19 protein-coding genes are annotated in these 22,029 nt (G+C 68.9%); 11 read left to right on the top strand and 8 right to left on the bottom strand.

Annotated elements, in window-relative coordinates; translation table 11 throughout:
* From GUY60_RS15140 to GUY60_RS15125, 4 genes are all read right to left on the bottom strand, one after another.
* On the bottom strand, positions 1-864 hold an 864-nt coding region (locus GUY60_RS15140; RefSeq protein ID WP_161697962.1), incomplete at its 3' end, for an ABC transporter ATP-binding protein.
* Entirely contained in the window at positions 810-1,727 is a 918-nt protein-coding gene (locus GUY60_RS15135) for an ABC transporter permease (protein ID WP_161697958.1), read from the bottom strand. The genes GUY60_RS15135 and GUY60_RS15140, both read right to left, overlap by 55 nt.
* Positions 1,724-2,797, bottom strand: coding sequence for an ABC transporter permease (locus tag GUY60_RS15130; protein ID WP_161697956.1), 1,074 nt, complete (start codon positions 2,795-2,797; stop codon positions 1,724-1,726). The genes GUY60_RS15135 and GUY60_RS15130 overlap by 4 nt, the downstream gene beginning before the upstream one ends.
* A 94-nt stretch (positions 2,798-2,891) precedes the next feature.
* Positions 2,892-4,757 carry an ABC transporter substrate-binding protein gene (locus GUY60_RS15125; protein WP_161697954.1) on the bottom strand — a complete coding sequence of 622 codons (1,866 nt, stop codon included), beginning with the start codon at positions 4,755-4,757 and terminating at the stop codon, positions 2,892-2,894.
* 289 nt (positions 4,758-5,046) lie between these two features.
* Between GUY60_RS15125 and GUY60_RS15120 the strand changes: the two genes are divergently transcribed.
* Entirely contained in the window at positions 5,047-5,310 is a 264-nt protein-coding gene (locus GUY60_RS15120; RefSeq protein WP_161697952.1) for a DUF397 domain-containing protein, read from the top strand.
* Between the two features lie 113 nt (positions 5,311-5,423).
* Here GUY60_RS15120 and GUY60_RS39495 read toward each other — a convergent pair whose 3' ends face one another.
* From GUY60_RS39495 to eccE, 3 genes are all read right to left on the bottom strand, one after another.
* Positions 5,424-8,384, bottom strand: a complete 2,961-nt coding sequence (locus GUY60_RS39495; RefSeq protein ID WP_187370022.1) for an SCO5717 family growth-regulating ATPase — start codon at positions 8,382-8,384, stop codon at positions 5,424-5,426.
* Positions 8,385-8,849: 465 nt separating this feature from the next.
* Positions 8,850-9,710, bottom strand: a complete 861-nt coding sequence (locus tag GUY60_RS15110; RefSeq protein ID WP_161697950.1) for a hypothetical protein — start codon at positions 9,708-9,710, stop codon at positions 8,850-8,852.
* A complete protein-coding gene (gene eccE / locus GUY60_RS15105; protein WP_161697948.1) occupies positions 9,710-11,047 on the bottom strand; it encodes a type VII secretion protein EccE in 1,338 nt (445 codons plus the stop codon). Before eccE ends, GUY60_RS15110 begins: the two co-directional genes overlap by 1 nt.
* A 358-nt stretch (positions 11,048-11,405) precedes the next feature.
* Here eccE and eccB point away from each other — a divergent pair, with 358 nt between their 5' ends.
* The 9 genes from eccB to GUY60_RS15060 all read left to right on the top strand — a co-directional run bounded on the left by eccB (position 11,406) and on the right by GUY60_RS15060 (position 20,898).
* On the top strand, positions 11,406-12,989 hold the full coding sequence (gene eccB / locus GUY60_RS15100) for a type VII secretion protein EccB (RefSeq protein ID WP_161697946.1): 1,584 nt from the start codon (positions 11,406-11,408) through the stop codon (positions 12,987-12,989).
* Positions 12,990-13,277: 288 nt separating this feature from the next.
* Entirely contained in the window at positions 13,278-13,589 is a 312-nt protein-coding gene (locus GUY60_RS15095) for a WXG100 family type VII secretion target (RefSeq protein ID WP_161697944.1), read from the top strand.
* A gap of 115 nt (positions 13,590-13,704) precedes the next feature.
* Positions 13,705-13,989 carry a WXG100 family type VII secretion target gene (locus tag GUY60_RS15090; protein WP_161697942.1) on the top strand — a complete coding sequence of 95 codons (285 nt, stop codon included), beginning with the start codon at positions 13,705-13,707 and terminating at the stop codon, positions 13,987-13,989.
* A 299-nt stretch (positions 13,990-14,288) separates the two neighbouring features.
* Entirely contained in the window at positions 14,289-15,467 is a 1,179-nt protein-coding gene (gene mycP / locus GUY60_RS15085) for a type VII secretion-associated serine protease mycosin (protein WP_246235023.1), read from the top strand.
* 61 nt (positions 15,468-15,528) lie between these two features.
* Positions 15,529-15,852, top strand: a complete 324-nt coding sequence (locus GUY60_RS15080; RefSeq protein WP_161697938.1) for a hypothetical protein — start codon at positions 15,529-15,531, stop codon at positions 15,850-15,852.
* Positions 15,853-15,894: 42 nt separating this feature from the next.
* The gene (locus GUY60_RS15075) at positions 15,895-17,313 is read left to right on the top strand and encodes a hypothetical protein (RefSeq protein ID WP_161697936.1); all 1,419 of its coding nucleotides are present in this window, start codon (positions 15,895-15,897) and stop codon (positions 17,311-17,313) included.
* A 123-nt stretch (positions 17,314-17,436) separates the two neighbouring features.
* Positions 17,437-18,567, top strand: a complete 1,131-nt coding sequence (gene mycP, locus GUY60_RS15070) for a type VII secretion-associated serine protease mycosin (protein WP_161697933.1) — start codon at positions 17,437-17,439, stop codon at positions 18,565-18,567.
* Between the two features lie 506 nt (positions 18,568-19,073).
* A complete protein-coding gene (locus tag GUY60_RS15065) occupies positions 19,074-19,475 on the top strand; it encodes a hypothetical protein (protein WP_161697931.1) in 402 nt (133 codons plus the stop codon).
* Positions 19,476-19,485: 10 nt separating this feature from the next.
* On the top strand, positions 19,486-20,898 hold the full coding sequence (locus GUY60_RS15060) for a hypothetical protein (protein ID WP_161697929.1): 1,413 nt from the start codon (positions 19,486-19,488) through the stop codon (positions 20,896-20,898).
* Positions 20,899-20,911: 13 nt separating this feature from the next.
* Here the strand turns inward: GUY60_RS15060 and GUY60_RS15055 are convergent, their stop codons facing one another.
* Positions 20,912-21,511, bottom strand: coding sequence for a hypothetical protein (locus GUY60_RS15055; RefSeq protein ID WP_161697927.1), 600 nt, complete (start codon positions 21,509-21,511; stop codon positions 20,912-20,914).
* 84 nt (positions 21,512-21,595) lie between these two features.
* Here GUY60_RS15055 and GUY60_RS15050 point away from each other — a divergent pair, with 84 nt between their 5' ends.
* Positions 21,596-22,027: a hypothetical protein gene (locus GUY60_RS15050; RefSeq protein WP_161697925.1), complete on the top strand. Its 432-nt coding sequence runs from the start codon at positions 21,596-21,598 to the stop codon at positions 22,025-22,027.
* Positions 22,028-22,029 lie beyond the last annotated feature (2 nt).

Below are 22,029 nucleotides of genomic sequence, written 5' to 3'. Positions count from 1 at the left end.
GCCCGGGAGGCCGCGTGGGGCGTGGCGGGAGGTCGGGTCGCCGATGCGGGGGAACGCCGCCGACAGGGCCTTGGCGTACGGGTGTCGGGCCGCCTCGTACACCTGGGACGCCGGGCCGTGCTCCACCACGCGGCCCGCGTACATCACCGCGAGCCGGTCGCAGGTGTCGGCGAGGACCGCCAGGTCGTGGCTGATCAGTACGAGGCCGACGTTCTGCTCGGCCACCAACTGCTCGATCAGGCGCAGGATCTGGGCCTGGATCATCACGTCCAGGGCTGTCGTGGGCTCGTCCGCGACGATCAACTTCGGGTCGCAGGCCAGGGCCATCGCGATCATCACGCGCTGGCGTTGTCCGCCGGAGAGTTCATGCGGGTACGAGGAGGCCCGGGACGCGGGCAGGCCCACCTGCTCCAGGAGTTCCGCGACCCTTTTCCGTACGCCCGAAGGGGGCACCGTGCCGTGCACCAGCATGGGCTCGGCGATCTGGTCGCCGATGCGGTGCACCGCGTTCAGGGAGTGCATCGCGCCCTGGAACACGATGGACGCGCCCGCCCAGCGCACCGCGCGAAGGCGGCCCCACTTCATGGCGAGGACGTCCTCGCCGTCGAGCAGGATCTGCCCGGTGAGCTTCGCGTCCGCCGGGAGCAGCCGCAGCAGCGCGAGCGCGAGCGTCGACTTGCCGCAGCCGGACTCGCCCGCGATGCCGAGTTTCCGGCCCGCTTCGAGGGAGAGGTCGACGCCGCGTACGGCGGCGGCCCCGGAACCGTAGGTGACCGTCAGGTCCTTGATGTCGAGCAGTGGTGCGGAGGTCAACGGGACGCCCCCAGCCTGGGGTTGAGCACCGACTCGACGGCACGGCCGCAGAGGGTGAAGGACAGGGCCACGAGCGCGATCGCGAGGCCGGGCGGCACCACGTACCACCACTTCGTCGTCGCACCCGCGTCGCGGGCGTCCTGGAGCAGGCCGCCCCACGACGTGACGGTGGGGTCGCCGAGGCCGAGGAAAGCGAGGGTCGCCTCGGTCAGTACCGCGGACGAGATCACCAGGGTGGTCTGGGCGAGCACGAGCGGCATCACGTTGGGCAGTACGTGCCGGGTCATGACGTGGGCGTGGCCGCCGCCGAGCGCCCTGGCGCGTTCGATGTACGGGCGGGACTCCACGGCGAGGGTCTGCGCCCGGACCAGGCGCGCGGTGGTCGGCCAGGTGGTGACGCCGATCGCCAGGATGATCGTCCAGATGGAGCGGGACAGCACACTCGCGAGGGCGATGGCCAGGACCAGGGTCGGCATGACCAGGAACCAGTCGGTGATCCGCATGATCACCGTCGAGTACCAGCCCTTGTAGTGCCCGGCCGTGATGCCGATCAGCGTGCCGATCGCGACGGAGAGCGCCGCCGCGAGGAAGCCCACCGTGAGCGAGAAGCGCGCGCCCCAGATCAGCAGCCCGAGGATGCCGCGGCCGTCCTTGTCGGTGCCGAGCGGGAACTCCCCGTCGGGCGCCTGGAGGGGCAGCCCAGGCGCCTTCGTCACGCTCTGCGCGTCGGCGCCGACGAGCAGCGGCGCGAACAGCGCGAGCAGTACGAACAGGGCGAGCGCGGCGAGGCCGAAGAGGCCCGCGCGGTGGGTGCGGTACTGCCGCCAGAAGCGGGCGAGTGACCGGCGGCGGCGCTCGCGGGCGAGCGTGCGCGGGCCCTTCGCGGCGGTGTCCTTCGACAGGGTTGTGGTCATCGGCCCACCCGGGGGTCGAGCAGCGGATAGATCAGGTCGGCGAGGGTGTTCATCAGGATCACCCCGGCGGCGAAGACGAAGAACAGGCCCTGGAGGAGGGGGAGATCGGGGATCGACAGGGCCTCGTAGAAGAGGCCGCCGAGGCCCGGCCAGGAGAACACCGTCTCGACCAGGATCTGCCCGGCGACCACATTGCCGAGGTTGACGAACAGCAGGGTCGCCGTGGGAAGGAGCGCGTTCGGCACCGCGTGCCGGCGGCGCACGAGGGCGTCCCGCAGGCCCTTCGCGCGGGCCGTCGTCAGATAGTCGCTGCCCATCTCGTCGAGGAGCGAGGAGCGCATGACGAGCAGCGTCTGCGCGTAGCCCACCGCGACCAGGGTCAGCACCGGCAGGACCATGTGGTGCGCCACGTCCAGGGCGTGCGCGAGGCCCGTGGAGCCGTCGCCGGACTCCATCAGACCGGTCGGGAAGAGGCCGGGCACGAAGCCGACGCCCACCGCGAACACGTTGATCAGCATGAGGCCGAGCCAGAACGACGGCACCGAGTACAGGGTCAGCGAGAGCCCCGTGTGGAAACGGTCACCCAGGCCGCCGTTGCGCCACGCGGAGCGGGTGCCGAGCCAGACCCCGATCAGCGAGTACAGGACGAAGGCGGTGCCGGTGAGCAGCAGCGTCGCCGGGAGCCGGTCCCAGATCAACTCGCCGACCGGGTCGTAGAGTTGGTACGAGTTCCCGAAGTCACCCTGGAGCGCCTGGCCGCAGTACTGCGTGAACTGCTCCCACAGCGGCTTGTCGATGCCGAACTGCCGCCGCAGGGACTGCAGTTGCTCCGCGGAGACGGCCCGGCCGTGCGTGATGGTGCGCACCGGGTCGCCCGGGATGATCCGGAACAGGAAGAAGCTCGTCACGAGCACGGCGAACAGCGACACCGCCGCGCCGAGCAACTTGCCCGCCCCGTACCGCAGATAGGCGACGGTGTCGCGGGCGCGTGGTCCGCGGCCCGCGGGCCCGGCGGCGGCCGGACCCTCCGGGTCCGCGAGCGCCGTCGGACTGGAACTGGCGTCGGTCATGGAACGGAATCCGCCTCTACGCGAGCGTCATTGACGTGCCGGTGCACGGGGCGCCACCCACGGAAGTCGCGGGTGGCGCCCCGTACTTGCGGTGCTACTCCCGCTCCTCCGCGGTGGAGCGGCGGCGCAGGACGACGAACGTCCCCGCGCCCAGGGCCAGGACGGCGGCCGCGGCGATGCCGATGACCACCCCGGTCGACGAGCCGTCACCGGACTCCTCGCCCGCGTCCGCCGGAACCGCCGACCACCAACTCCAGTACCCGTCCTGGCCGTAGATGTTGCCGGCGTCGGAGGGCATCGTCGTGATCGACTTGATCTGGTCGGTGCGGTAGGCCTCGACCGCGTTGGGGTACGCGATGATGTTCATGTACCCGGTGTCGTAGAGCCGCGACTGCATCTGCTTGACCAGGTCGGCGCGCTTGGCCGGGTCGTACTCGCCCTGCTGCTTCGCGTACAGGTCGTCGTACTTCTTGTCGCAGATGAAGTTGTCCGTCGGCGAGGTGGCGCCCGGCTTGGACGGCAGCGCGCCGCAGATGTGCAGTGCGAGCACGTAGTCCGGGTCCGGGTTCACCGACCAGCCGTCGAAGGCCAGGTCGTACTCACCCGCGTACCAGGGGTCCGTGACGTTGTCGAGGCACTGCACCTCGAGGCCGATGCCGAGGTCGCCCCACCACTCCTTGAGGTAATTGCCGATGGACTTGTCGACCGGGTCGGTGGCGTGGCACAGAATGCGGAAGTCGAGCGGCTTTCCGTCCTTGCCGACGCGCTTTCCGTCCCCGTTCTTCTTGTAGCCGGCCTCGTCGAGGAGCCGGTCCGCCTTCTTCGGGTCGTACGCGAGTTTCTGGTCCGCGCCCGGCTTCCAGAAGTAGTCGGAGAAACGCGGCGGGATATAGCCCTCGCCCTCGACCGCATAGCCCTGGAAGACCTTGTCGACGATGGTCTTGCGGTCGACAGAGAGGAAAAGGGCCTGCCGGACCTTCTCGTCGAGCAGCGCCGGATGGCCGTTCCCGAACTTCTTCCCGTCCTTCGTCCGCGCCCCCGGGTTGGTGGCCAGGGCGAAGAAGCGGCGGCCCGGAGCGTCGTTGACCTTGACGTTCGGCACGTTCTTCAGGTCGGCGGCCTGCGCCGGGCTCAGCGAGGGCTGGCCCGCGACGAAGGACACCTCGCCCTTCTTCAGGGCGGCCACGGCGGCGTCCTGGTCCTTGTACGTCTTGAAGACCAGTTCGTCGAATTTCGGGGCACCGCGCCAGAACTTCTTGTTCGGCGACAACTTGACGTACTTGTCCTTCTTGTAGTCCGTCAGAATGAAGGGGCCGTTGCCGACGATCGGGAACTTGTCGTCATTGCCGAACTTCGTGAAGTCCTTGACGCCGTCCCATTCATGCTTGGGCACGATCGGCACATCGATGGCCGTCATCGTCGCCTGCGGCTTCTTCAGCTCGATGACGAGCTTGTCCGGTGAAGGAGCCGTCACCTTCTTGAAGTTGGCGACATAGCTGGCGCTGATCGTGGCGGCGCCCTCGTCCGTCATGATCTTGTTGAACGTCCAGGCCGCGTCCTCGGCCGTGGCCTGCTTGCCGTCGGACCACTTCGAGTTCTTGCGGATCGTGAACGTCCAGGTCAGCTTGTCCGCCGACGGCTTCCACGCCGTCGCCAGACCCGGCACGGTCCGGGCGTCCTTCGCGTCGTAGTTCGTCAGGTACTCGTACATCAGCTTGTGGATGCTCGTACTGACCAGACGCTGCGCGAGGAACGGGCTGAGCGAGTCGACGCTCTGCGCCACCGCGACCGTCAGCGTCTTCTTGCCGGTGCTTTCCGCCTGCGCCTGATCCGGCGCCGGATTGAGCGGGGAGGCGAGCCCGGCGGTGAGGGTGAGGGCCACGGCACCGGAGCCGAGCAGCACTCGCACCCGGCGGCGCGGCCTTCTTCTGGCTGGAACTTGCTGAACTCTTGTGTCCATGGGCAGTTGACCTCGCGTAGATGCTCGCTCATAAGGGCGGACGTACAGCGGGACGTACTGGATGACGTGCAGGAACAGCTCAGTTGGATTGAGGTGTGTGTCTATCAGCGGTGGTCTAAACATGTCAACGGCGCGTGAATACCGTGTGGCCTGCGGGAACGCGCCCGTTATAGGGCCGAGTTGAGCCCGTGATGGCCACTGGTCCAGTCCTCTGAACCGTCCTGCTCACCCACCGCTACGACGGTAGAGTCCGAGCAGCCCGAACGGCCAGTGGAACGGAGTGATCCTGATGTCGACCGAGCAGGAACAGGCGGAGTTGAAGGCGCGCAAGGAAGCGGAGAAGGACGCGCTGTACGCCATGGACATCAGCGGCGTCGAGTGGCACAGCGCCCCCGGCGGACCTGAGGACGAGAAGGTCGAGATCGCCTATCTCGACGGCGGCGCGGTCGCGATGCGCAACTCCAAGGAGCCGGAGACGGTGCTGCGGTACACCGAGGCGGAGTGGCGCGCGTTCGTCCTGGGCGCGCGCGACGGGGAGTTCGACCTGCGGTAGCCACGCGCCCGTACGTCCGTGGCCACGGCCGGGTGTGCGCGTACGCGAAAGGGGTTGACGTCGAGAAGACGTCAACCCCTTTCGCTCGTACGGGCGTTACCGCTCGCGCGTGACTACTGGGTCCAGCCCGGCGGCACGGCCCCGCCCTGCTGCTGGCCCTGCTGCGGCTGCTGCTGCCAGCCCTGGCCTTGCTGCGGCTGACCCTGACCCTGCTGTGGCTGCTGGCCCTGCTGCTGCCAGCCCTGGCCCTGCTGCGGCTGGCCCTGCTGGGGGTAACCCTGCTGCGGCGCCTGCTGCTGCGGGTAGCCCTGCTGCGGCTGCTGCATCTGCTGTTGCTGCTGACCGCCGTAGCCCTGGCTCTGCGAGGCGCGCGCGAGGTCCTCGGCGACAAGCGACGACAGGTTGAAGTACGCCTCACGGGTCTTCGGGCGCATCATGCCGAGGTCGACCTCGGCACCCGCCGCGAGGTGCTCGTCGAAGGGCACCACCTGGACGGCGCGGCAGCGCGTCTCGAAGTGCGCGACGATGTCGTCCACCTTGATCATCTTGCCGGTCTCGCGGACACCCGAGATCACGGTGATGGAGCGCTGCACCAGATCCGCGAAGCCGTGCGCCGACAGCCAGTCGAGGGTCGTCGACGCGGAGCTCGCACCGTCCACCGACGGGGTCGAGATGATGATCAACTGGTCGGCCAGGTCGAGCACTCCACGCATCGCGCTGTACAGCAGACCCGTACCCGAGTCGGTGAGGATGATCGGGTACTGACGGCCGAGCACGTCGAGCGCCGCGCGGTAGTCCTGGTCGTTGAACGTGGTGGAGACCGCCGGGTCCACGTCGTTGGCGATGATCTCCAGACCGGAGGGCGCCTGCGAGGTGTAGCGGCGGATGTCCATGTAGCTGTTCAGCTGCGGGATCGCCTGCACCAGGTCACGGATGGTCGCCCCGGTCTCGCGCCGCACACGACGGCCCAGGGTGCCCGCGTCCGGGTTGGCGTCGATCGCGAGGATCTTGTCCTGCCGCTCGGAGGCGAGCGTCGCGCCGAGCGCCATCGTCGTCGTGGTCTTGCCGACACCGCCCTTGAGCGAGATGACCGCGATCCGGTAGCAGGACATCACCGGCGTACGGATCAGCTCCAACTTCCGCTGCCGCTCGGCCTCTTCCTTCTTCGCGCCCAGCTTGAACCGGGACGGAGCCGCGTTGTTCTTGCGCTGCTTGGGCTGGTTACGGAGCAACCGGTCCGAGGAGAGCTCCACCGCGGCGTTGTAACCGAGCGGGGTGCCGGGCGCCGCCTGCTGCTGCGGCTGCTGCTGCGCACCCGGACCCGCCTGACCGGCCTGACCGCCCTGCGACCAGCTCTGGTTGGCCTGCGGGGCCTGCGGCTGCTGGTGCTGCTGGGGTGCCTGCTGCTGCGGGTACTGCTGCTGTTGGGGCGCCTGCTGCGGCGTGGGCTGACCGTGCTGCTGCCCTTGCTGCGGCTGCTGCCCCTGCTGCGCGGGGTGGGCCTGCGGGTGCTGGGGGCTCTGCTGGCCCTGCGGGTGCTGCTGCTGCGGCTGCTGCGGCTGCTGCTGGGGGTAACCGTAGCCCTGCTGCTGGCCCTGCTGCTGGCCCTGCGGGTGCTGCTGCTGCGGGTAGCCGTAACCGGCCTGCTGCGCCTGCTGCGCCTGCTGCGCCTGCTGGGCTTGCTGTGCCTGGGCTGCCTGCTGAGCGGCGGCGGCCTGCTGGGCGGCCTGGGCCTGTGCCTGCTGGGCCTGCTGCTGCGGCATGGGCTGGCCGCCGGTCTGCTGCGGGGGCAGCGGCTGCGCAGCCCCGAACCCGCCCTGGGCAGGCGCCTGTTGAGGCTGCTGACCCTGCTGCGGCTGGCCCTGCTGAGGCTGAGCCTGCTGGGGCTGGCCCTGCTGCGGGTACCCGTACCCACCGGTCTGCGCCTGCTGCGCCTGGTCGGGCTGCGCCGGCTGGTAGCCCTGCGGCAGCGGAGGCAGTTGCTGCTGCGGGGCCTGAGGCACCTGCGGTGCCTCCGGGGGAGCGGTGGCCGCGGCCGTCGCCGTCTCGGCAGCGGACTCGCCCTCGGCCGCCGCCTCGGCGGCCTCCGGCTCCTCGGCCGCCGCGGGCTCGTCGTCGGAGGAACCGAACAGCGCCGCCGCTTCGGCGTCGGCCGCCGCGAAGTTCAGCGGACCCGCCGGCTCGGAGTCGTCACCGGCACCGTCGTCCGCGTCAGCCGGAGCGGACGCCTCCGGCGCGGCGGGAGCGACCGGGGTCGCACCGCTGTCCTCGTCCTCCACGGGCCGCAGTACGGGAAAACCGGGCGCGGCAGGCGCGTTGGCGGCGGGCGCCGGAGTGGCCGGAGTGGCCGGAGCGGGAGTCGCCGGGGCGGGCGCGGCCGGAGCCGGAGTCGCGGGTGCCGGCGCGGGCGGAGCCGGGGACGCGTCCACGGACGGCGCCGGGGAGGCGTCGGCCGACGGCGAGTGCGCGGACTCGTACCCGGTCTGCGGGTAGCCGTACCCGCCCGACGTGTCCTGCGCGCCCTGCTGCGGGTAGCCGTACCCGCCGGAGGTGTCGTACTGCTGCGGGGCGCCCGGCGCGTACTGGCCCTGCTGCGGGGCGGGTGCCTGCGGGGCCGCGGCCTGCGCGGGCGGTGCCTGCTGCGGGTAGCCGTAACCGCCGGAGGTGTCGTGGCCGCCCTGCTGCGGGTAGCCGTACCCGCCCGAGGTGTCGTACTGCTGCGGGGCCTGCGGCTGCTGCTGCTGCGGCGCGGGGGCCTGCTGCGGGTACCCGTAACCCCCGGAGGTGTCGTACTGCTGCGGCGCGCCCGGCGCGTACTGGCCCTGCTGAGGCGGCTGCTGTGGCTGCTCCTGGGCCGGGGGCTGCGGCGGTCCCTGCTGGGGCTGCCCCTGCTGGCCGAGCGGCGGTCCCGCGGGCGGCGGCGCCGACGTCTGGCCGGTGTTGCCGCCGCGCGAACCCTGGTCGTACCAAGAGGGAGGCTCGTAGACGATTTCGAACTCGCCCGTGAGATCGAGCTCACGGTCGTCCCCGTCAGGGGACTGGCCGCCTTGGTAGTCGGACCGATCCCTGTTCACTGCTTGCCTCCTGGTCAGCCACTGCTGCTGAATGCGTTACGTCGCGGTCGGGCGGATGGGGTGGCGCGTCCCACGCGTCTGCGACGCAACCGCATCACCAGACGAGCCTAATCACTCGCACCGCGGTACGGAAAAGCGCCCTTGTGTGCGCTCCGTCTCCGCTGCTCGTCCGGATGACCATGATCCCCGTTGTTCCCCGGCTCTCCCACGCCTGGTCCCCGGCGTCGGGCGCCGGGGCCGGGAGGTGCGGAACTTCCGGGCGGGGCAAGGAATTCTCGGCCCGTACGGACGGACCCCGAGCATCCAAGGGCATGGAACCAGCCCCCGGAAGTCTGAATCCGGCCGGACGTGACGGCCCTGGGCGGAGCGGCCGTCCTCTCCCTGAGAGTCGTACCCGGACGGGAGGCCCCGGCGACAAAGATCCCGCAACCGGACATCACAATCCGGTTGCGGGTCGCGAACGCTTCAGTCCATGCGGCGGGCGGCACCGAGGAGCCCGTTCTCCGCTTCGGTCGGCTCGGTCATGACGTACTTGCGGTGCTTGCGAGTGCACCACAGGGCCACGTTGTCCGAGAGCGTCGGAAGCAGCTGCAGGTGGTCGGCCGGGACGCCGAGGGTCTCGCGGACCACCTCGGTCTCCTGCGGCGAGATCCGCTGGATGCCCACGAGTTGGGCCTGCGCGAGCCAGCGCGGCGCGTGCTCGCCCACGTACGGCAGCACCGTCACGACGGCCTGCCAGGGCAGCGAGGTGACCCGGCCGCGCGGCGGGCGGACACCACAGTCACGGATCAGCACGACCGGGCTGGAGACGGACGGGCCCTGCGCGGGCACGCGGCCCACCGGGTACACCGTCACGCACTGCTGGCCGCCGCCGGCCGCCTGCGCCAGCTGCGTCCACACCTGCGGGCGGCCGGTCTCGACGGCCACCCGGGCGCCGGTCGCGGCCGAGCGAAGGGCGAGCACCTGGGCAAGCCAGAGACCACCGACGACACAGACGTCGAACGGGGTGGGGCGGGCCAGGCCGAGCACCGCGGGAGAGTTCTCCGTGTCGGTGCCGATGATCACGCCGTCGTCACCGATCGGCATGCTGATCGCGGCGATCTCCTCGGAGGTCACCACATGCCGGTTACGGCGCGGGCCGCGCAGGCCGAACCCCGGGCTGACGATGCGGCGTTGCTGCTCCTGCTGCTGCGGCGCCTCCGGCTGCTGCAACAGCGGGATCATGCCGGTGTCGGTGGGCGACGCGACGTGGGCGGGCCTGCGCTCGGGGTTCTGGCGCTGCCCCTGGTTCATGCCCTGGTTCATGGTCGGCGAGGGGTAGGACATCAGGACGTACCTCCGAGCGGCAGGGTGGCGAGGGCGCCGGGGACCTGTTCGCGGTCGAGCCGCACGAGGCCGACCTTGGAGGCACCCGCGGCGCGCTCCAACTCCCGGCGCGCCTGGCCCAGTTCGTTCTCGCCGCGGCCGGTGATGCGTACGTGACCGGCGATGGCGATGCCGCGGTTGCCCGCGCGGCTGAGCGTGGTGCTGAACGTGGTGGCGAGCACCGGCAGCGAGGTGAACCGGGTGACCAGCTGCGGAAGCCCGACCCCGCCCTGACCGAGCTGCGGCCAGCGGGAGATCCAGTACGTGGTGTGCCAGCGGTCGTCGACGCGCCAGGTGCGCACGGCCTCGACCGTACGACGCTGGCCCGGCCGACCGTCGTTGCTGCGCTGGGAGTTGGCACGCGGGTTCAGGCAGCTGGACGTGGCGAGCGCGTTCACCAGCTCGTTCTCGTCCAGGATGGTCGCCTCGAAACCGGCGCCCGCGAGCCGGCTGGCCAGCTGGTCGGCGGTGCGAAGGAGGGCGCGCTGGGCGCCGGGCACGCCGCCGCCGCGGGCCTCCACGGCCTCGGGGCACAGCTCGGGGTCGAGCTTGAGCGCGACCCAGGTGAGCCGCAGGGCGGGCGAACCGGCCTGGGCCTGCAGCGGTCCGTACGACCGCGCGGCGACCGACTGCTGCGGCAGGTGCGGCGCGGGCGCGGGCTGCGTGTGCTGCACGACCTGCGCGGACGCGAGCTGGATCCCGTCGACCTCGAGCGCGTCCTGGATCAGCTGCAACGGCAGCTGGCGGCCCGCGAGTTCGGGTCGCAGCGGCTCGTCGCTCGGCTGCACGAACAGCACGGCCGTCAGGAACGAGCCGTCACCGATCATGCCGATGGACCGGTCGTCCCGGGAGACGAAGCTGTACGTACGCAGCGCCGCGTCGCACTCGACGGCGGGCGCCAGCATCGGGTCGGTGCCCGGCGGCACCGGCGACTTGGCCTCGCGCTGGCGCTGCTTGAGCGCCCGCGCGGTCTCGTACCACTCGGGGAGTGGACGGTGGTGGCGGCGCAGGATCGCGAGGAGCACCAGAAGCGCGGCCACGGCGCCCGCGGGCGCCAGCAGCCAGCGCTCGGTGACCCAGGCGGCCACCATGATCGCCGCGGCCAGCTCGACGAGGACCAACTGCTGCAGGCGCAGCGGTCCGAGTCCGCCGGGACGCGGCAGGGTGCGCGGTGCGGCGGAGGTCGAGGGCGGCGGAGCGGCTGCGGGAGCCGGCGCCGGGGTGGGCCTGCCGCGACCCCGGCCCCTCGGCTGCTGCTGTGCGCGGCGTCCGCGCCGACTGCTCGTAGCGCTGGTCATCCCCCGGGACATCCCTTTCGCAATGTGGCAACGGTTTACTGGGCGGCCCACGGCCTGTTGTCGCCGCTGCGACCGCCGTGCGCTGCGGTGCCCTGTGTCGTGTGGGAGGTCACGCTACCCGCTGATGAGGGCCCGGCGACACGGGGGCCAGGACAGGGAAGTGGGGTGGCTCTGTGAACTTCCGGTACAGAGCGGACTCGCACCCGGAACCTGGTGGACCACAGCCGTGCGGCGCAGTGCATAGTAGGTGCCCTGTTGTGCTGAACCGGTCCTTGGACGCTCGTCGTTGCCGTCGGGACCGGTCGGGGGCCCAACAACTGAGCATGGCAAAACGGGAGAAACGGGAGAGCTGGGACACATGGCAAAGCGTCGGGATGAGCTCGCCGCCTATACATTCGCGCGAAAGCGCACTGTCGCGGCTTTCCTCGCACCGGAGCCCGGGGGGTCGGAAGAGGGCGCACCGCGCCCGATTCGTACGGTGATGCCCAGCCTGGCGGTCGGTGTGATCCTCGTCGTCGGGTTCATCGCGTGGGGCGTCATCAAGCCTGCGGCGCCCAAGGGTTGGGACACTCCGGGCGAGTACGTGATCGTGGACAGTGACTCGACCACGCGGTACGTCGTCCTCCCGGACGGCAAGGACGGCAAGGACAAGGTCCTTCATCCGGTCCTCAACTACGCCTCCGCGAAGCTCCTGCTCGAGAAGGGCAAGGGGACGGTCATGGAGGTGCCGGCCAAGGAGATCGACAAGAGCGGTATCCGGCACGGTCCGACCATCGGCATCCCGTACGCGCCGGACCGGCTTCCGGTCGCCGGTGAGGCGGAGAAGCCGAAGACCTGGGCGGTCTGCGAGCGTCCCGCGAAAAGCGGTACGACGCTCGACCGCGCGGTCTTCGTCCTGAACGCCGAGGACGCCAAGTCGGTCAAGGACAAGGGCGAGGTGGGCGCCAAGGAGGCCCTGTACGTCCAGGACCCCAAGGGCCAGGTCCGGTTCCTGGTGGACGGCAAGGGCACGGTGTTCCGCCTCGGCAGCAACGCGGTGAACGCGGACAGGACGCTGACCCAGAACCTCCGCACCGCCGTCATCGGAAGCACGAACGAGCCGCGGACGGTGAGCGAGGAGTGGCTGAAGTCGCTCAACGACGGCGGGCAGATCACCTTCCCCGTGATCCCCGGAGCGGGCGAGCAGACCGGGGTGCAGGGGCTGCAGGGCGACGCGGCCAGGGTCGGCACGCTCCTCCAGGCCGATGAGGCGAACAGCAAGCAGGACTACGTGGTCCTCAAGAACCGGGTCGCCTCGATCACGCCCTTCATGGCCGCCGTCCTGAAGGCCTCCCCCTCGGCGGAGCTGGCCTACCCGGGCGGCGACCCCGAGGTGATCGACGTCAACCCGAACGACGTCAACGCCGCAAACGACGGCCAGGCGGAGCCCCTCGGCATCGGTGAGAACTGGCCGCACGACGTGCCCAAGCAGGCCAACGCCGCGGACGCGACCACCGGAGTCGACAACGACACCTCGTGCAGCGTGTACGACGGCACCATCAACAAGGCCGCCAGTAAGCCCAACCTCAGCGCCTGGGCGGGCAACAAGTACCCGAAGACGGTCATCGCCGACTCCGCCAACGCCTTCGTCTCCTCGGGCTCGGGTCTGCTGTTCAAGCAGGTCGCCGCGGGCACCGGCGGGGGCGGCGGCATGTACCTCATCACGGACACGGGCCTGCGCTACTCCCTGCCGGTCGGTAACGACAGCGCCTCCGGCCAGGCGGACGACAAGGGCAGCGGCGCAAAGGAGGGCGAGCAGCCCTCCGAGACGGACAAGGCGCGCACCCGGCTCGGCTACGAGAAGGTGAAGGACTCGGCGTACGTCCCGCAGAACTGGGCCAACTTCATCCCGAAGGGCCCGATGCTGGACACCCGAAGCGCCGAGCAGGCCCAGAGCCAGTGACGCCTCTGACGTACGCCAGGACCCTGTCTCTGTGACGTACGAAGGTCGCGGCCGACACGGTGCGCGGGGCCCAAAAGCCCTATGCCTGCCCGGAGTTGGCCGCGACCAATCACAGTCCGGTCCCCGGACTGTGTGAAGTCTGTAACTGATCGCCGCTGTCGCTGGATGTGTCAGTGGCGGGCGATAGAGTGCTGTCAGCGCTCATTGATGTTTAGGCAGAAGTGACGCCTCAAACCCGAGAAGCGGTACGGGCTTCTCGGTCCACAACGACATGGGGGAAGGTTCACCATGGCCGGCCAGTTTCGGGTAACAGAAGATCAGCTCGCCAAGCTCTCCGGAGACATTGACACGGCGAACGGTCAGATCCAGGGCGAGATCCGCCGCCTCAACGGCGTGATCGAGCAGATCGCGGGCGGCTGGGAGGGCCAGGCGGCCAAGTCGTACCACCAGCTGCAGGAGCGGTGGAACCAGGACGCCAAGAAGATGAGCGACATCCTGCAGGACATCAAGGAAGCCGTGGACTCCACGCGGAGCAACTACACCGCGTCGGAAGAGCAGCAGAACTCCGAGATCAGCAAGATCATGTCGGACTTCGGCTGATCGTCGCTCGATCGAGCGGGCACGGTGTGACGCGCTCGGAGTCAACTCCGGGGCCACCCGCAGGGCTTGCTCACCGCTCCACCAAACTTCCGCAAACTCCCTGAAGGGAACGACGATGTCCATTCTCGTCAATTACGCCACAATCACCAACGCTTCGACCGACGTGCGCACCACCGCCGGTCGTATCAAGCAGCAGCTGGACGACATCGAGGCCGCGGTCAAGAACGTCGCCCAGTCCTGGGAGGGTGAAGCGCAGGAGGGTTACCAGCGCAAGCAGCGCGAGTGGGACCAGACTGCCGCTGACCTGCACCAGACGCTGATGAAGATCGCGTCGGCGCTGCAGAACTCGGCCGAGAGCTACCAGGCCACTGAGAAGCAGAACGCCAACACCTGGGGCTGAGCCGCCCTCAGCCCGAAGCGGGCCTGAGCCGGTGTGACCTGAGGCGTTGAGGGAGGCCCGGTCTGCGCGATACGCGCGGACTGGGCCGAACTCAGCTCAGTACCCGGTTGCCTTTCGCTTCACTTGCCGGACATCCGGCGTTTGCGGTGACCGAGTCACCGCAAGAGTTACCGAGTCACCGCACCAGTTATTGACAGCCATCCCTGGGGGTCCTGAGCATGGGGGTCCTGACACCCCGTACGCGTACGAGTGGAACCCGCGCACTGCAGCGGGCTGTTGGCGTACTCACGATCACCGGGATGTGCCTCGTCACTACCCCGCCGGCTTTCGCCGATTCCGGGTACGACAATCCCGAGTTCCACCTCGATTCGAGCTCCGAGTGTGAGTTCGGCGGCAACAACATCGCCTCCACCCCGTGGTCGCTGCAGCGGATCATTCTCGACCAGCTGCGCGAGAAGGCCACGGGCAAGGACGTGACCGTCGCCGTGATCGACACCGGCGTCGACAACAGCAACAAGCAGCTCGCCGGCCAAATGGCGCCCGGCGGCAAGGACTTCGTCGGCAGCACCGACGGCACCACGGACCTCGAGGGTCACGGCACCAAGGTCGCCGGCATCATCGCGGCCAAGCCGTGGCCGGGCACCGGCTTCTCCGGCATCGCACCCGGCGCCAAGATCATGCCGCTGCGGTACACGGGTTCCGGCAACAAGGAGAAGCCCGGCAACTCGGACACGATGGTCGCGGCCATCAACCACGCCGTCGACCAGGGCGCCGACATCATCAACATCTCCTCCGACACGGAGGACAACAAGGACCCGGAACGGCTCCGCGCGGCCATCAAGAACGCGGTCGACGCCGGCAAGCTCGTCATCGCGGCTTCCGGCAATGACGGAGCGAAAACCAAGCCCCAGAAGACCTATCCCGCCTCGTACGACGGCGTCGTCGCGGTCGCGGCTTCGGACCGCAACGACGAGCGGGCGTTCTTCTCACAGTGGGGCGACTTCGTCGACATCGCGGCACCCGGCGTGGGCATGGTGTCGACGGTTCCGAAGGGCGGCCAGTGTTCGGACGACGGCACGAGCTTCGCCGCTCCGTATGTCGCCGGTGTGGCCGCGCTCATGATGGACCGGTACCCGAACTGGACGGCCAAGCAGATCATCGCGCGCATGCAGGAGACGGCCGAGCGCCCCACCGCGAAACCGGACGAGTACGTGGGCTGGGGTGTCGTCGACCCGCTCGCGGCGCTGTCGGACAGCACGGAACCCGGCGAGACCCCGAAGCTCGCGGCACCGCAACAAGCCGGTGCTTCACAGGTGACCCCGATGGAGGTCACCATGGGAGAGACGGACGCGGAGCGGGATCGCCGGATCGCCATCTACGTACTGGGTGCGGGACTGCTGTTGGTGTTCGTCGCGGGCGGCAGCGGGATCGCTGTTCGGGATTGGCGACGGAAGAAGTCGTCTTCGGGCTTGCAGTAGCAGACGTCAAGGCAGTTGAACCGCAGGGGAGAGGAACGGGGAAATGGGCGACAGTACGGGTATGCGAGTTGACCTCAGCGCCCTCGATGAGGTCGTGAGCAAGCTCAGGACTTTGGTCGACGACATGGAAGAGGCGGGTAAGACGTCCAAGTACCGGACGGACATTCCGCAGAGTGCTTTTGGGCAGGCAGCGACCTTCCTGGAGGCCGGTGACCTCTTCACCGCCCATGAAACGGCCAAGTCGGACCTGAGTCGAGCCATCACTGACCTTCAGGACCTGATCGAGCAGTTCGGTACGAGCACGTCCAAGGTCAGGGGCAAGTACACCGAGCAGGAGTACGCGACCAAGCAGCAGATGGGCGGGGGGTCCGGGAAGTGGGACTAGTAGAAGTCGTCCAGGGGCCGTCGTTGAGGGGAAGGGGACACCATGTCAGGTGACGAACAGAAGCCGGTACTTGAGCAAGAGGTCTGCGTCGGCGGTCGCCCGGAGACGAAGACGCAGTTCATCGACTACTCGCTCAAAGAACTCAAGCAGATGCTTGACGGCTCGGACTGGAAGAAGATCGAGGCCACGAGCGATAACTGGGGCCATGTGCACCGGATTCTCGCCGGTGGCCAGGATAACCTTGCCGACAGGCTCGAAAAGGCGATCAATAATGTCCTGGAGCACTGGTCTGGAGAAGCGGCTAATTCGTTCGCGAAGAAGGCTCGCCAAATCTCTAAGAACATCAGGAATGCGGCCTGGTATGCAGACCTGAACCGTGGACAGTTTGCTGACGCCGCTGGGCAGCTGAAGGAGTATAAGGGTCAGCTCGACGATATTAAGGAGCCCGGTTTCTGGGACAAGAGCGGCGATGCTCTCTCCGACTGGTCCTGGGACAATGGTGAATCCACTGCCAAGGACCTGAACAACAAGAACATGACTGCCAGTCAAGTTGCCGAGGCCAACGAGGGCAAGATCGGCGCGAGCCGTGAGGCGCAGCTGAAGGCAGTTGCCGTCATGGAGAACCTTGGGGTTCAGTACGCGCGGGTGACGCGCAATTTGAACGCGAACCCCGTCCGAAAGGACGACAACGGAAACATCAAGGACCCAGATGGCAACGTCGAATACGCGCCGCCTGTCGGTGGCGGTGGCGGAGGCGGTGCCTCGGTTCCGGGAGCTGGCGGCACAACCAAGCCGTGGAACGCTGGTCCGCCGAAGGGTATCGGTGCTACACCCGAGATCCCGCGCGACAAGGGCATCAGCGGCGGATCGCAAATTCCGCCCACGAAGACGAACATCGACAGTGCCGGACCTGGGCTGACCGGTAAGGGTTCACTTCCGGCCGGCGGTGGCGGGATTTCAGGTGCTGGAGGTGGAACCGCTGGTGGCGGTGGAGCGGCTGGTGGAGCGTTCGTGCCCACCGGTGGCGGTGCTGCAGGCGGGGGGCGGGCCGGCTTGGGCGCGGGTGGCGCTCGTGCGGGCGGAGCCGGAACCGGCCGTGGCGCTGGAGGCCGCGCTGGCATGGGCGGCATGGGCGGCGGCATGGGCGGCGGAGCTGGTGCTGGTCGTGGCGCGGGAGCTGGCGGTCGCGGCGCCCTTGCGAAGGCTCGAGGGGGCGTCGTTGGCGCTGCCAAGGGCATCACCGGCAAGGGCGGCGGCGGAGGCGGAGGTCTCCATGGCAGTCGCGGTGGCTCCCAGCGTGCAGGTATGGCCGGCGGCATGGCCGGAGGCATGGGAGGCCGAGGCGGTCGTCGAGGTGAGGAGAATGAGGGGCGCGAGCGTCCCGACTACCTCGTTGAGGACGAAGAGACCTGGGTATCGGAAGAGGACCGCAAGCGAAACGTGCCGAAGAACATCGACTAGTTGACTGAGTGAGCCGAGTTGATCTATTAGCCGGTTCGCGAATGACGACTGGGGTAATCCAGCCGTAATTGAGTGAGGAGCAAGGAATTGGGAGTCAAGCGAGTCTGGTCCACGACGGGAGTCGTGGCATTGACGGGAGCCTTGCTCCTCACCTCGGCCCCTGTGGCTTCGGCGGACTATGTCCGTGATCAGCAGTGGATGATGGACGTGTACTCCATGCCAGAGACCTGGGGTGAAACCAAGGGCGAAGGCGTGACGGTAGCGGTCATCGACACTGGAGTGGATGGCAGTCATCCCGATTTGGCGGGACAGGTCCTTAAGGGCAAGGACTTTACCGGTGGAGGAAATCCGCAAGAGGATCAAGCAGGTCATGGTACGGGAATGGCAAGTCTCATCGCCGCTCGCGGGCATGGGTCCGGAAATGCTGACGGCATGATGGGTATCGCCCCGAAGTCTAAGATCATGCCGCTTCGCGTCCTGAAGAGTGAAAGTGACAGGCTCCTGGACGAGGACTGGGGCGCTGCCGTGCGTTATGCCGTCGATAATGGCGCCAAGGTGATTAACCTGTCGGTGGCCAATGAAACTGGCAAGACGATTAGCGCTGGCCGGGAGGCGATTGCCTACGCGCAGGCCAACGACGTGGTTGTAGTCGCGTCGAGTGGTAATGAGGCGGGCGCAGTTGGCTATCCGGCGGCACTCCCTGGCGTGATCGCAGTCAGTGCAGTCGATAAGAATGGTGAATTCTGGGACGGTTCTGGCGCGGGGAAGGAAGTGACTCTAGCTGCCCCTGGCGTCGATGTCCTTTCTGCGAATCCCGTTAACCCCAAGGGGTACGACATTTCCACCGGCACGTCAGACTCTGCTGCGGTGGTGTCCGGAACCGCCGCCCTGGTCCGTGCCAAGTACCCCGACCTGACCGCTGGCCAGGTTGCCAACCGGCTTATCAAGTCCGCTTCCTTCCTTGGCCAGAAAGGGCTGAAGGCGCCGGACGACAAGTACGGTTACGGAGTCGTCCGCCCCAACAAGGCAGTAACCATGGACATTTCCAAGGGTCCCGAGGCTGGGCCTCTGGGGAAGGTTCCCGCCGAGGCGACCTCGAAGGCCGGCGGGACTGGAGCGGGCGAGGATGATGGGACGAGCGAGAGTGGGAACTCTTCCTCAAGCAGTAACCTCCCCATCGTCATCGGCGGAGCGGTAGCCGTAGTAATTGTGATCGGCGTCATTTTCGCTGTGCTTCGCGGTCGCCGCAGCTGAGAGTCTCATCACGTCACGGACGCAGATTCCAGTACGCGTCACCCCCCCCACACGGGGAAGGGCGAGGCGCGCCCCCAGTACGGAGGACCACGACATGCGCTCGCCCTTTGGGGCGGGGTGATTTGTGCCTGGTGGCCGTCACCGGAACTTGCTGAAAGGCATCGAGTATCCCCACGGTGGGCCGTACGGGCAGCCTCCGAGGCAGTAACCGTCGAAAATCAGTGAGCGGGGCCCGGGAAGAATCCCGGGCCCCGTTCGCGTGTCTGGAGGAAATGCCGATGAGCCATGAACCAGGTGCCCCCGTACGGGACTTCAGGGTCGGCCTGCCCAGCCGGCGGCGGCGTGGGGTGGTCGACTTGAGTGGGGTCGAGATTCGGGCGAAGGGTGATCGGTCGTCCGATGCTGCTCTCGCTCGGGTTGAGTGGTCGGCGCAGAATCCGGGTGGGTATGCCTTTGCGCTCTACGGGGCGGGTGATTCGGTTACGCCGCTCTGTTCCGTACGGAGTGTGGTCGCCGGGGAGTACGAGGTGTACGGGGCGGGCGGTGAGCCCTTGGGGCGGATCGAGCGGCGGAAGGGGCGGCTTGTGCCGTGGCCGCGGCGGCGCCGGTGGAGCGTGTTGTCCGAGGGAGCGGGGCGGGACGCCGTCGGGAAGGCGGGGAGTTGGTACTCCTGGGCGTTCTACGTTCTGCTCTCGCCGCTGTGGGTGCCGTTGTGGCTGGCCCTCATCCTGTTCGCGCTGCTCGACGGGGACACCGATGTGAGTCCTGGCGTGCCTCGGCGCGTTCGGTGGTTCGGTGCTGACGGGGCGCTCGTCCTCGACCGGCATGGGCGGGGCGTGTACCGGATTCCGCCGGGCGGGATGGATGTCCGGATCGCTTATGCCGTCGCTCTCGTCGTCGCTGCGTGAGGTGTGGAGCTTGAGTCTCAGGAACCGGACAGTCGGGGTGTGGTGTGCCGGGGTCGGGTTTGTCGTGGCCCTCGGCGTGCTCGCCGTGTGGCTGTTCCTGCCCGAGCCCGAGGTGCGGCGGGCCGTCGTGCTCGCGGGGCTGGCCTGCGCCGCTGTGTGCGTGGGGCTGCTGGTGCGGCAGCGGGACGATGCCGCCGCGGTGTTCCAGGTGGGCGACAGTGCCCCGGCCTCGACTCGGTTCACGCCGGTGGACGTGGATGCCCCTGTTCCGCCGCTGCCGCTAACCGTGCCGTCCCGGCGGGGGCAGCAACTCCGCATGCTCGCCTATGGAGTTGGTGTCGCCGCTGGGCTCCTCGCGCTGATCGCTCTGGCGTGGGGGCGGCCGCAGCCTTCGGACAAGGTGGCGGGGATCAAGGCCGCCGGCGCGGAGCTCGGGACGGTCCGGGTGGTCGAGGCCGGCGCGGCCGAGCGCATCGACCCGAGTCGGGGCAGCGCGTACCACCTCACTGATGTCGTGGTGGAGCTGCGCGGCCCGGACGGCGACCGGGACACCGCGACCGTGCGCGGCGCCCGTTCCGACGAACCCCTGCGACCCGGCGACCGTACGAGCGTGCTCTACGCGCCGAGCGACGTGACCCTGGGCGCGGTCGCCGACCGGGCCTCCCTGCGGGATGAGTTGGCGGGGCGGACCTTCTCGACGTTCACCAGCTGGGCGTTCGTCGTGGCGTGGCTGATGGGCGTGGCCCTGGCGGGCGGCCTTGTGCTCGCGAAGCTGGGGCGGGGAGCGTTCGGCCGCCTGGAGCCGGAGTACGTCGCCGTGCGCGGTACGTGCGTCGGTGTGCGCAAGGCGGAATCGCTCACCGTCGAGACGGCCGTCGGGGCCCGGCGCTCCGTGGGGTTCCTGACTCCGTTCGACGCGCGCGCCGTCCCTGACAGCGTGAAGGGGCGTGCGCTGTGGCTCAGTTGGGCACCCACGCCCGCACCCGCACCCACGCCCGCACCCTCGGCTGAGGCCGCCGGTTCCGGGCGTACCGCTGCCGTGCTCGTCTTCGATACGGGGCTTGTCGTGCACGGCATGCTCAAGAGCTCCGAGGCCGCGGCGCTCGCCGGGCGGTCGCGTACGCGTACGGGAGCGGGGGCCGAGTCCGTCGTGACCGTGCGTACCGCCATGGACGAAGGGCTGGTCGCCGACGACCGTGCGCTCGAACTGTGGGACCCGAAGGGGCGTTGGGCCGCGACCGTCGGTCGGGGTGCAGCCTGGAGTTGCGGCGCCGTCCTGCTCGGCGCGGCCGTGCTCACGTACGACATCTCCGGAGTCGTCCGGTGGATCGTCGGCGGCGCCACGCTGCTCACCGGCCTGGTCGCCCCCTACGCCCTCGTGGAAGGCGCCACCGGGGAGAAGGACGGGAACGGCGAGACGTAGCCGTACCGCTCGCTCACACGAACAAGCTCACCAGCCAGCACAGTCCCGCCCCCACAAGCCCCACCGCGAGGAAGCCGATCACCGTGGGGCGTAGCGCGCTCCGGCCCGCCGCTTCCCAGGCCGCGTCGTACGAGATGCGGCTGCGGCCGAACGGTGCGTAGCCGGAGGCCGTGCAGAAGATGCCGAGGCCGAGGAAGGCAAGGCCCGCGAACGTGCCGGAGAACCAGCGCATCGCGCGCTTCGCGTCCGTGGCCACGTAGTCCCGCTCGGAGCCGAGGTGCGTGAGGGAGAGGGCCGGGCCGCCCTGTTGTACGTCGAGGACGGCGCCCGCCGGGTAGCCGCGGCGGGTGTCGACGTACGCCTCCCGGTCCCGTGCGGCCTTGCCCTCGGCGGCGACGAACGTGCCGTGGCAGCGGACGTTGTCGGTGCCGCGGCGGCTGCGCCGGGCCGAGTTGTGGAGGAACTTCGACTCGCACGAGGTCACCTTCAGCGTGCCGGCGGTGCCCGCGAACCCCGCCGCGTACACACCCTCGTACGCCGAGTAGCCGCTGACCAGCAGGCCGATGATCAGGAAGACCGCGCCACCGAGGCGGCCGAGAAGTGCGTGCGTCACAGTGATGCCACCCTTTCCGTACGGACTGCCTATCACACCGCCGTCCGCGCGATACTTCATGGGACGAGAGTGAGGAGCAGCGACATGGCCAGGCACGGCGACAACTCCCCGAACCCGAACAACCCGCAGGGTCCCGGCAACGAACGGGGTGCGTGGGACGAAGCGCTCGAACCGGAGCAGCAGCGCGCCCTGAACGCTTCGCTCCGCCAGGTGTCCGACCTGCCGGGCGCGAGCCCCGAACTGAAGGACATGGCGAAGAAGTTGCTGTCCGGACAGGTGTCGCTTCGCGACGTCGTGGACGACCCGTCCGGGGCCCGCGTCTTCGGCGGCGGGGACTTCGCGAAGCTGCGCGGGCAGTGGGAGTCGGCGTCCGAGGAGGAGCGCGACCGGCTCAGCCACCCCGACGGCGACGAGTCCGGCGCCCGCCCCGACGAGGGGCAGCCGCGGAGCACGCAGGACGAGGAGCGCCCGAAGAAGGGGCAGGGGCGGCACAGCGGGGGATTCTCGCTGTACTAGGG

Origin of the sequence: Streptomyces boluensis (genome assembly GCF_009908195.1) — a bacterium.
GTDB lineage: Bacteria > Actinomycetota > Actinomycetes > Streptomycetales > Streptomycetaceae > Streptomyces > Streptomyces boluensis.
This window is presented reverse-complemented; position numbering and strand designations above follow the sequence as displayed.

Bases quoted from the DNA above. Each gene is read 5' to 3' on its own strand.
- GUY60_RS15050 (WP_161697925.1), top strand. From the start codon at position 21,596: ATGGCCAGGCACGGCGACAACTCCCCGAACCCGAACAACCCGCAGGGT.
- GUY60_RS15075 (WP_161697936.1), top strand. From the start codon at position 15,895: ATGTCAGGTGACGAACAGAAGCCGGTACTTGAGCAAGAGGTCTGCGTC.
- eccB (WP_161697946.1), top strand. From the start codon at position 11,406: ATGGCAAAGCGTCGGGATGAGCTCGCCGCCTATACATTCGCGCGAAAG.
- GUY60_RS15110 (WP_161697950.1), bottom strand. From the start codon at position 9,710: ATGTCCTACCCCTCGCCGACCATGAACCAGGGCATGAACCAGGGGCAG.
- GUY60_RS15130 (WP_161697956.1), bottom strand. From the start codon at position 2,797: ATGACCGACGCCAGTTCCAGTCCGACGGCGCTCGCGGACCCGGAGGGT.
- GUY60_RS15125 (WP_161697954.1), bottom strand. From the start codon at position 4,757: ATGGACACAAGAGTTCAGCAAGTTCCAGCCAGAAGAAGGCCGCGCCGC.
- mycP (WP_246235023.1), top strand. From the start codon at position 14,289: ATGTGCCTCGTCACTACCCCGCCGGCTTTCGCCGATTCCGGGTACGAC.
- eccE (WP_161697948.1), bottom strand. From the start codon at position 11,047: ATGACCAGCGCTACGAGCAGTCGGCGCGGACGCCGCGCACAGCAGCAG.
- GUY60_RS15135 (WP_161697958.1), bottom strand. From the start codon at position 1,727: ATGACCACAACCCTGTCGAAGGACACCGCCGCGAAGGGCCCGCGCACG.
- GUY60_RS15095 (WP_161697944.1), top strand. From the start codon at position 13,278: ATGGCCGGCCAGTTTCGGGTAACAGAAGATCAGCTCGCCAAGCTCTCC.
- GUY60_RS15090 (WP_161697942.1), top strand. From the start codon at position 13,705: ATGTCCATTCTCGTCAATTACGCCACAATCACCAACGCTTCGACCGAC.
- GUY60_RS15080 (WP_161697938.1), top strand. From the start codon at position 15,529: ATGCGAGTTGACCTCAGCGCCCTCGATGAGGTCGTGAGCAAGCTCAGG.
- GUY60_RS15120 (WP_161697952.1), top strand. From the start codon at position 5,047: ATGTCGACCGAGCAGGAACAGGCGGAGTTGAAGGCGCGCAAGGAAGCG.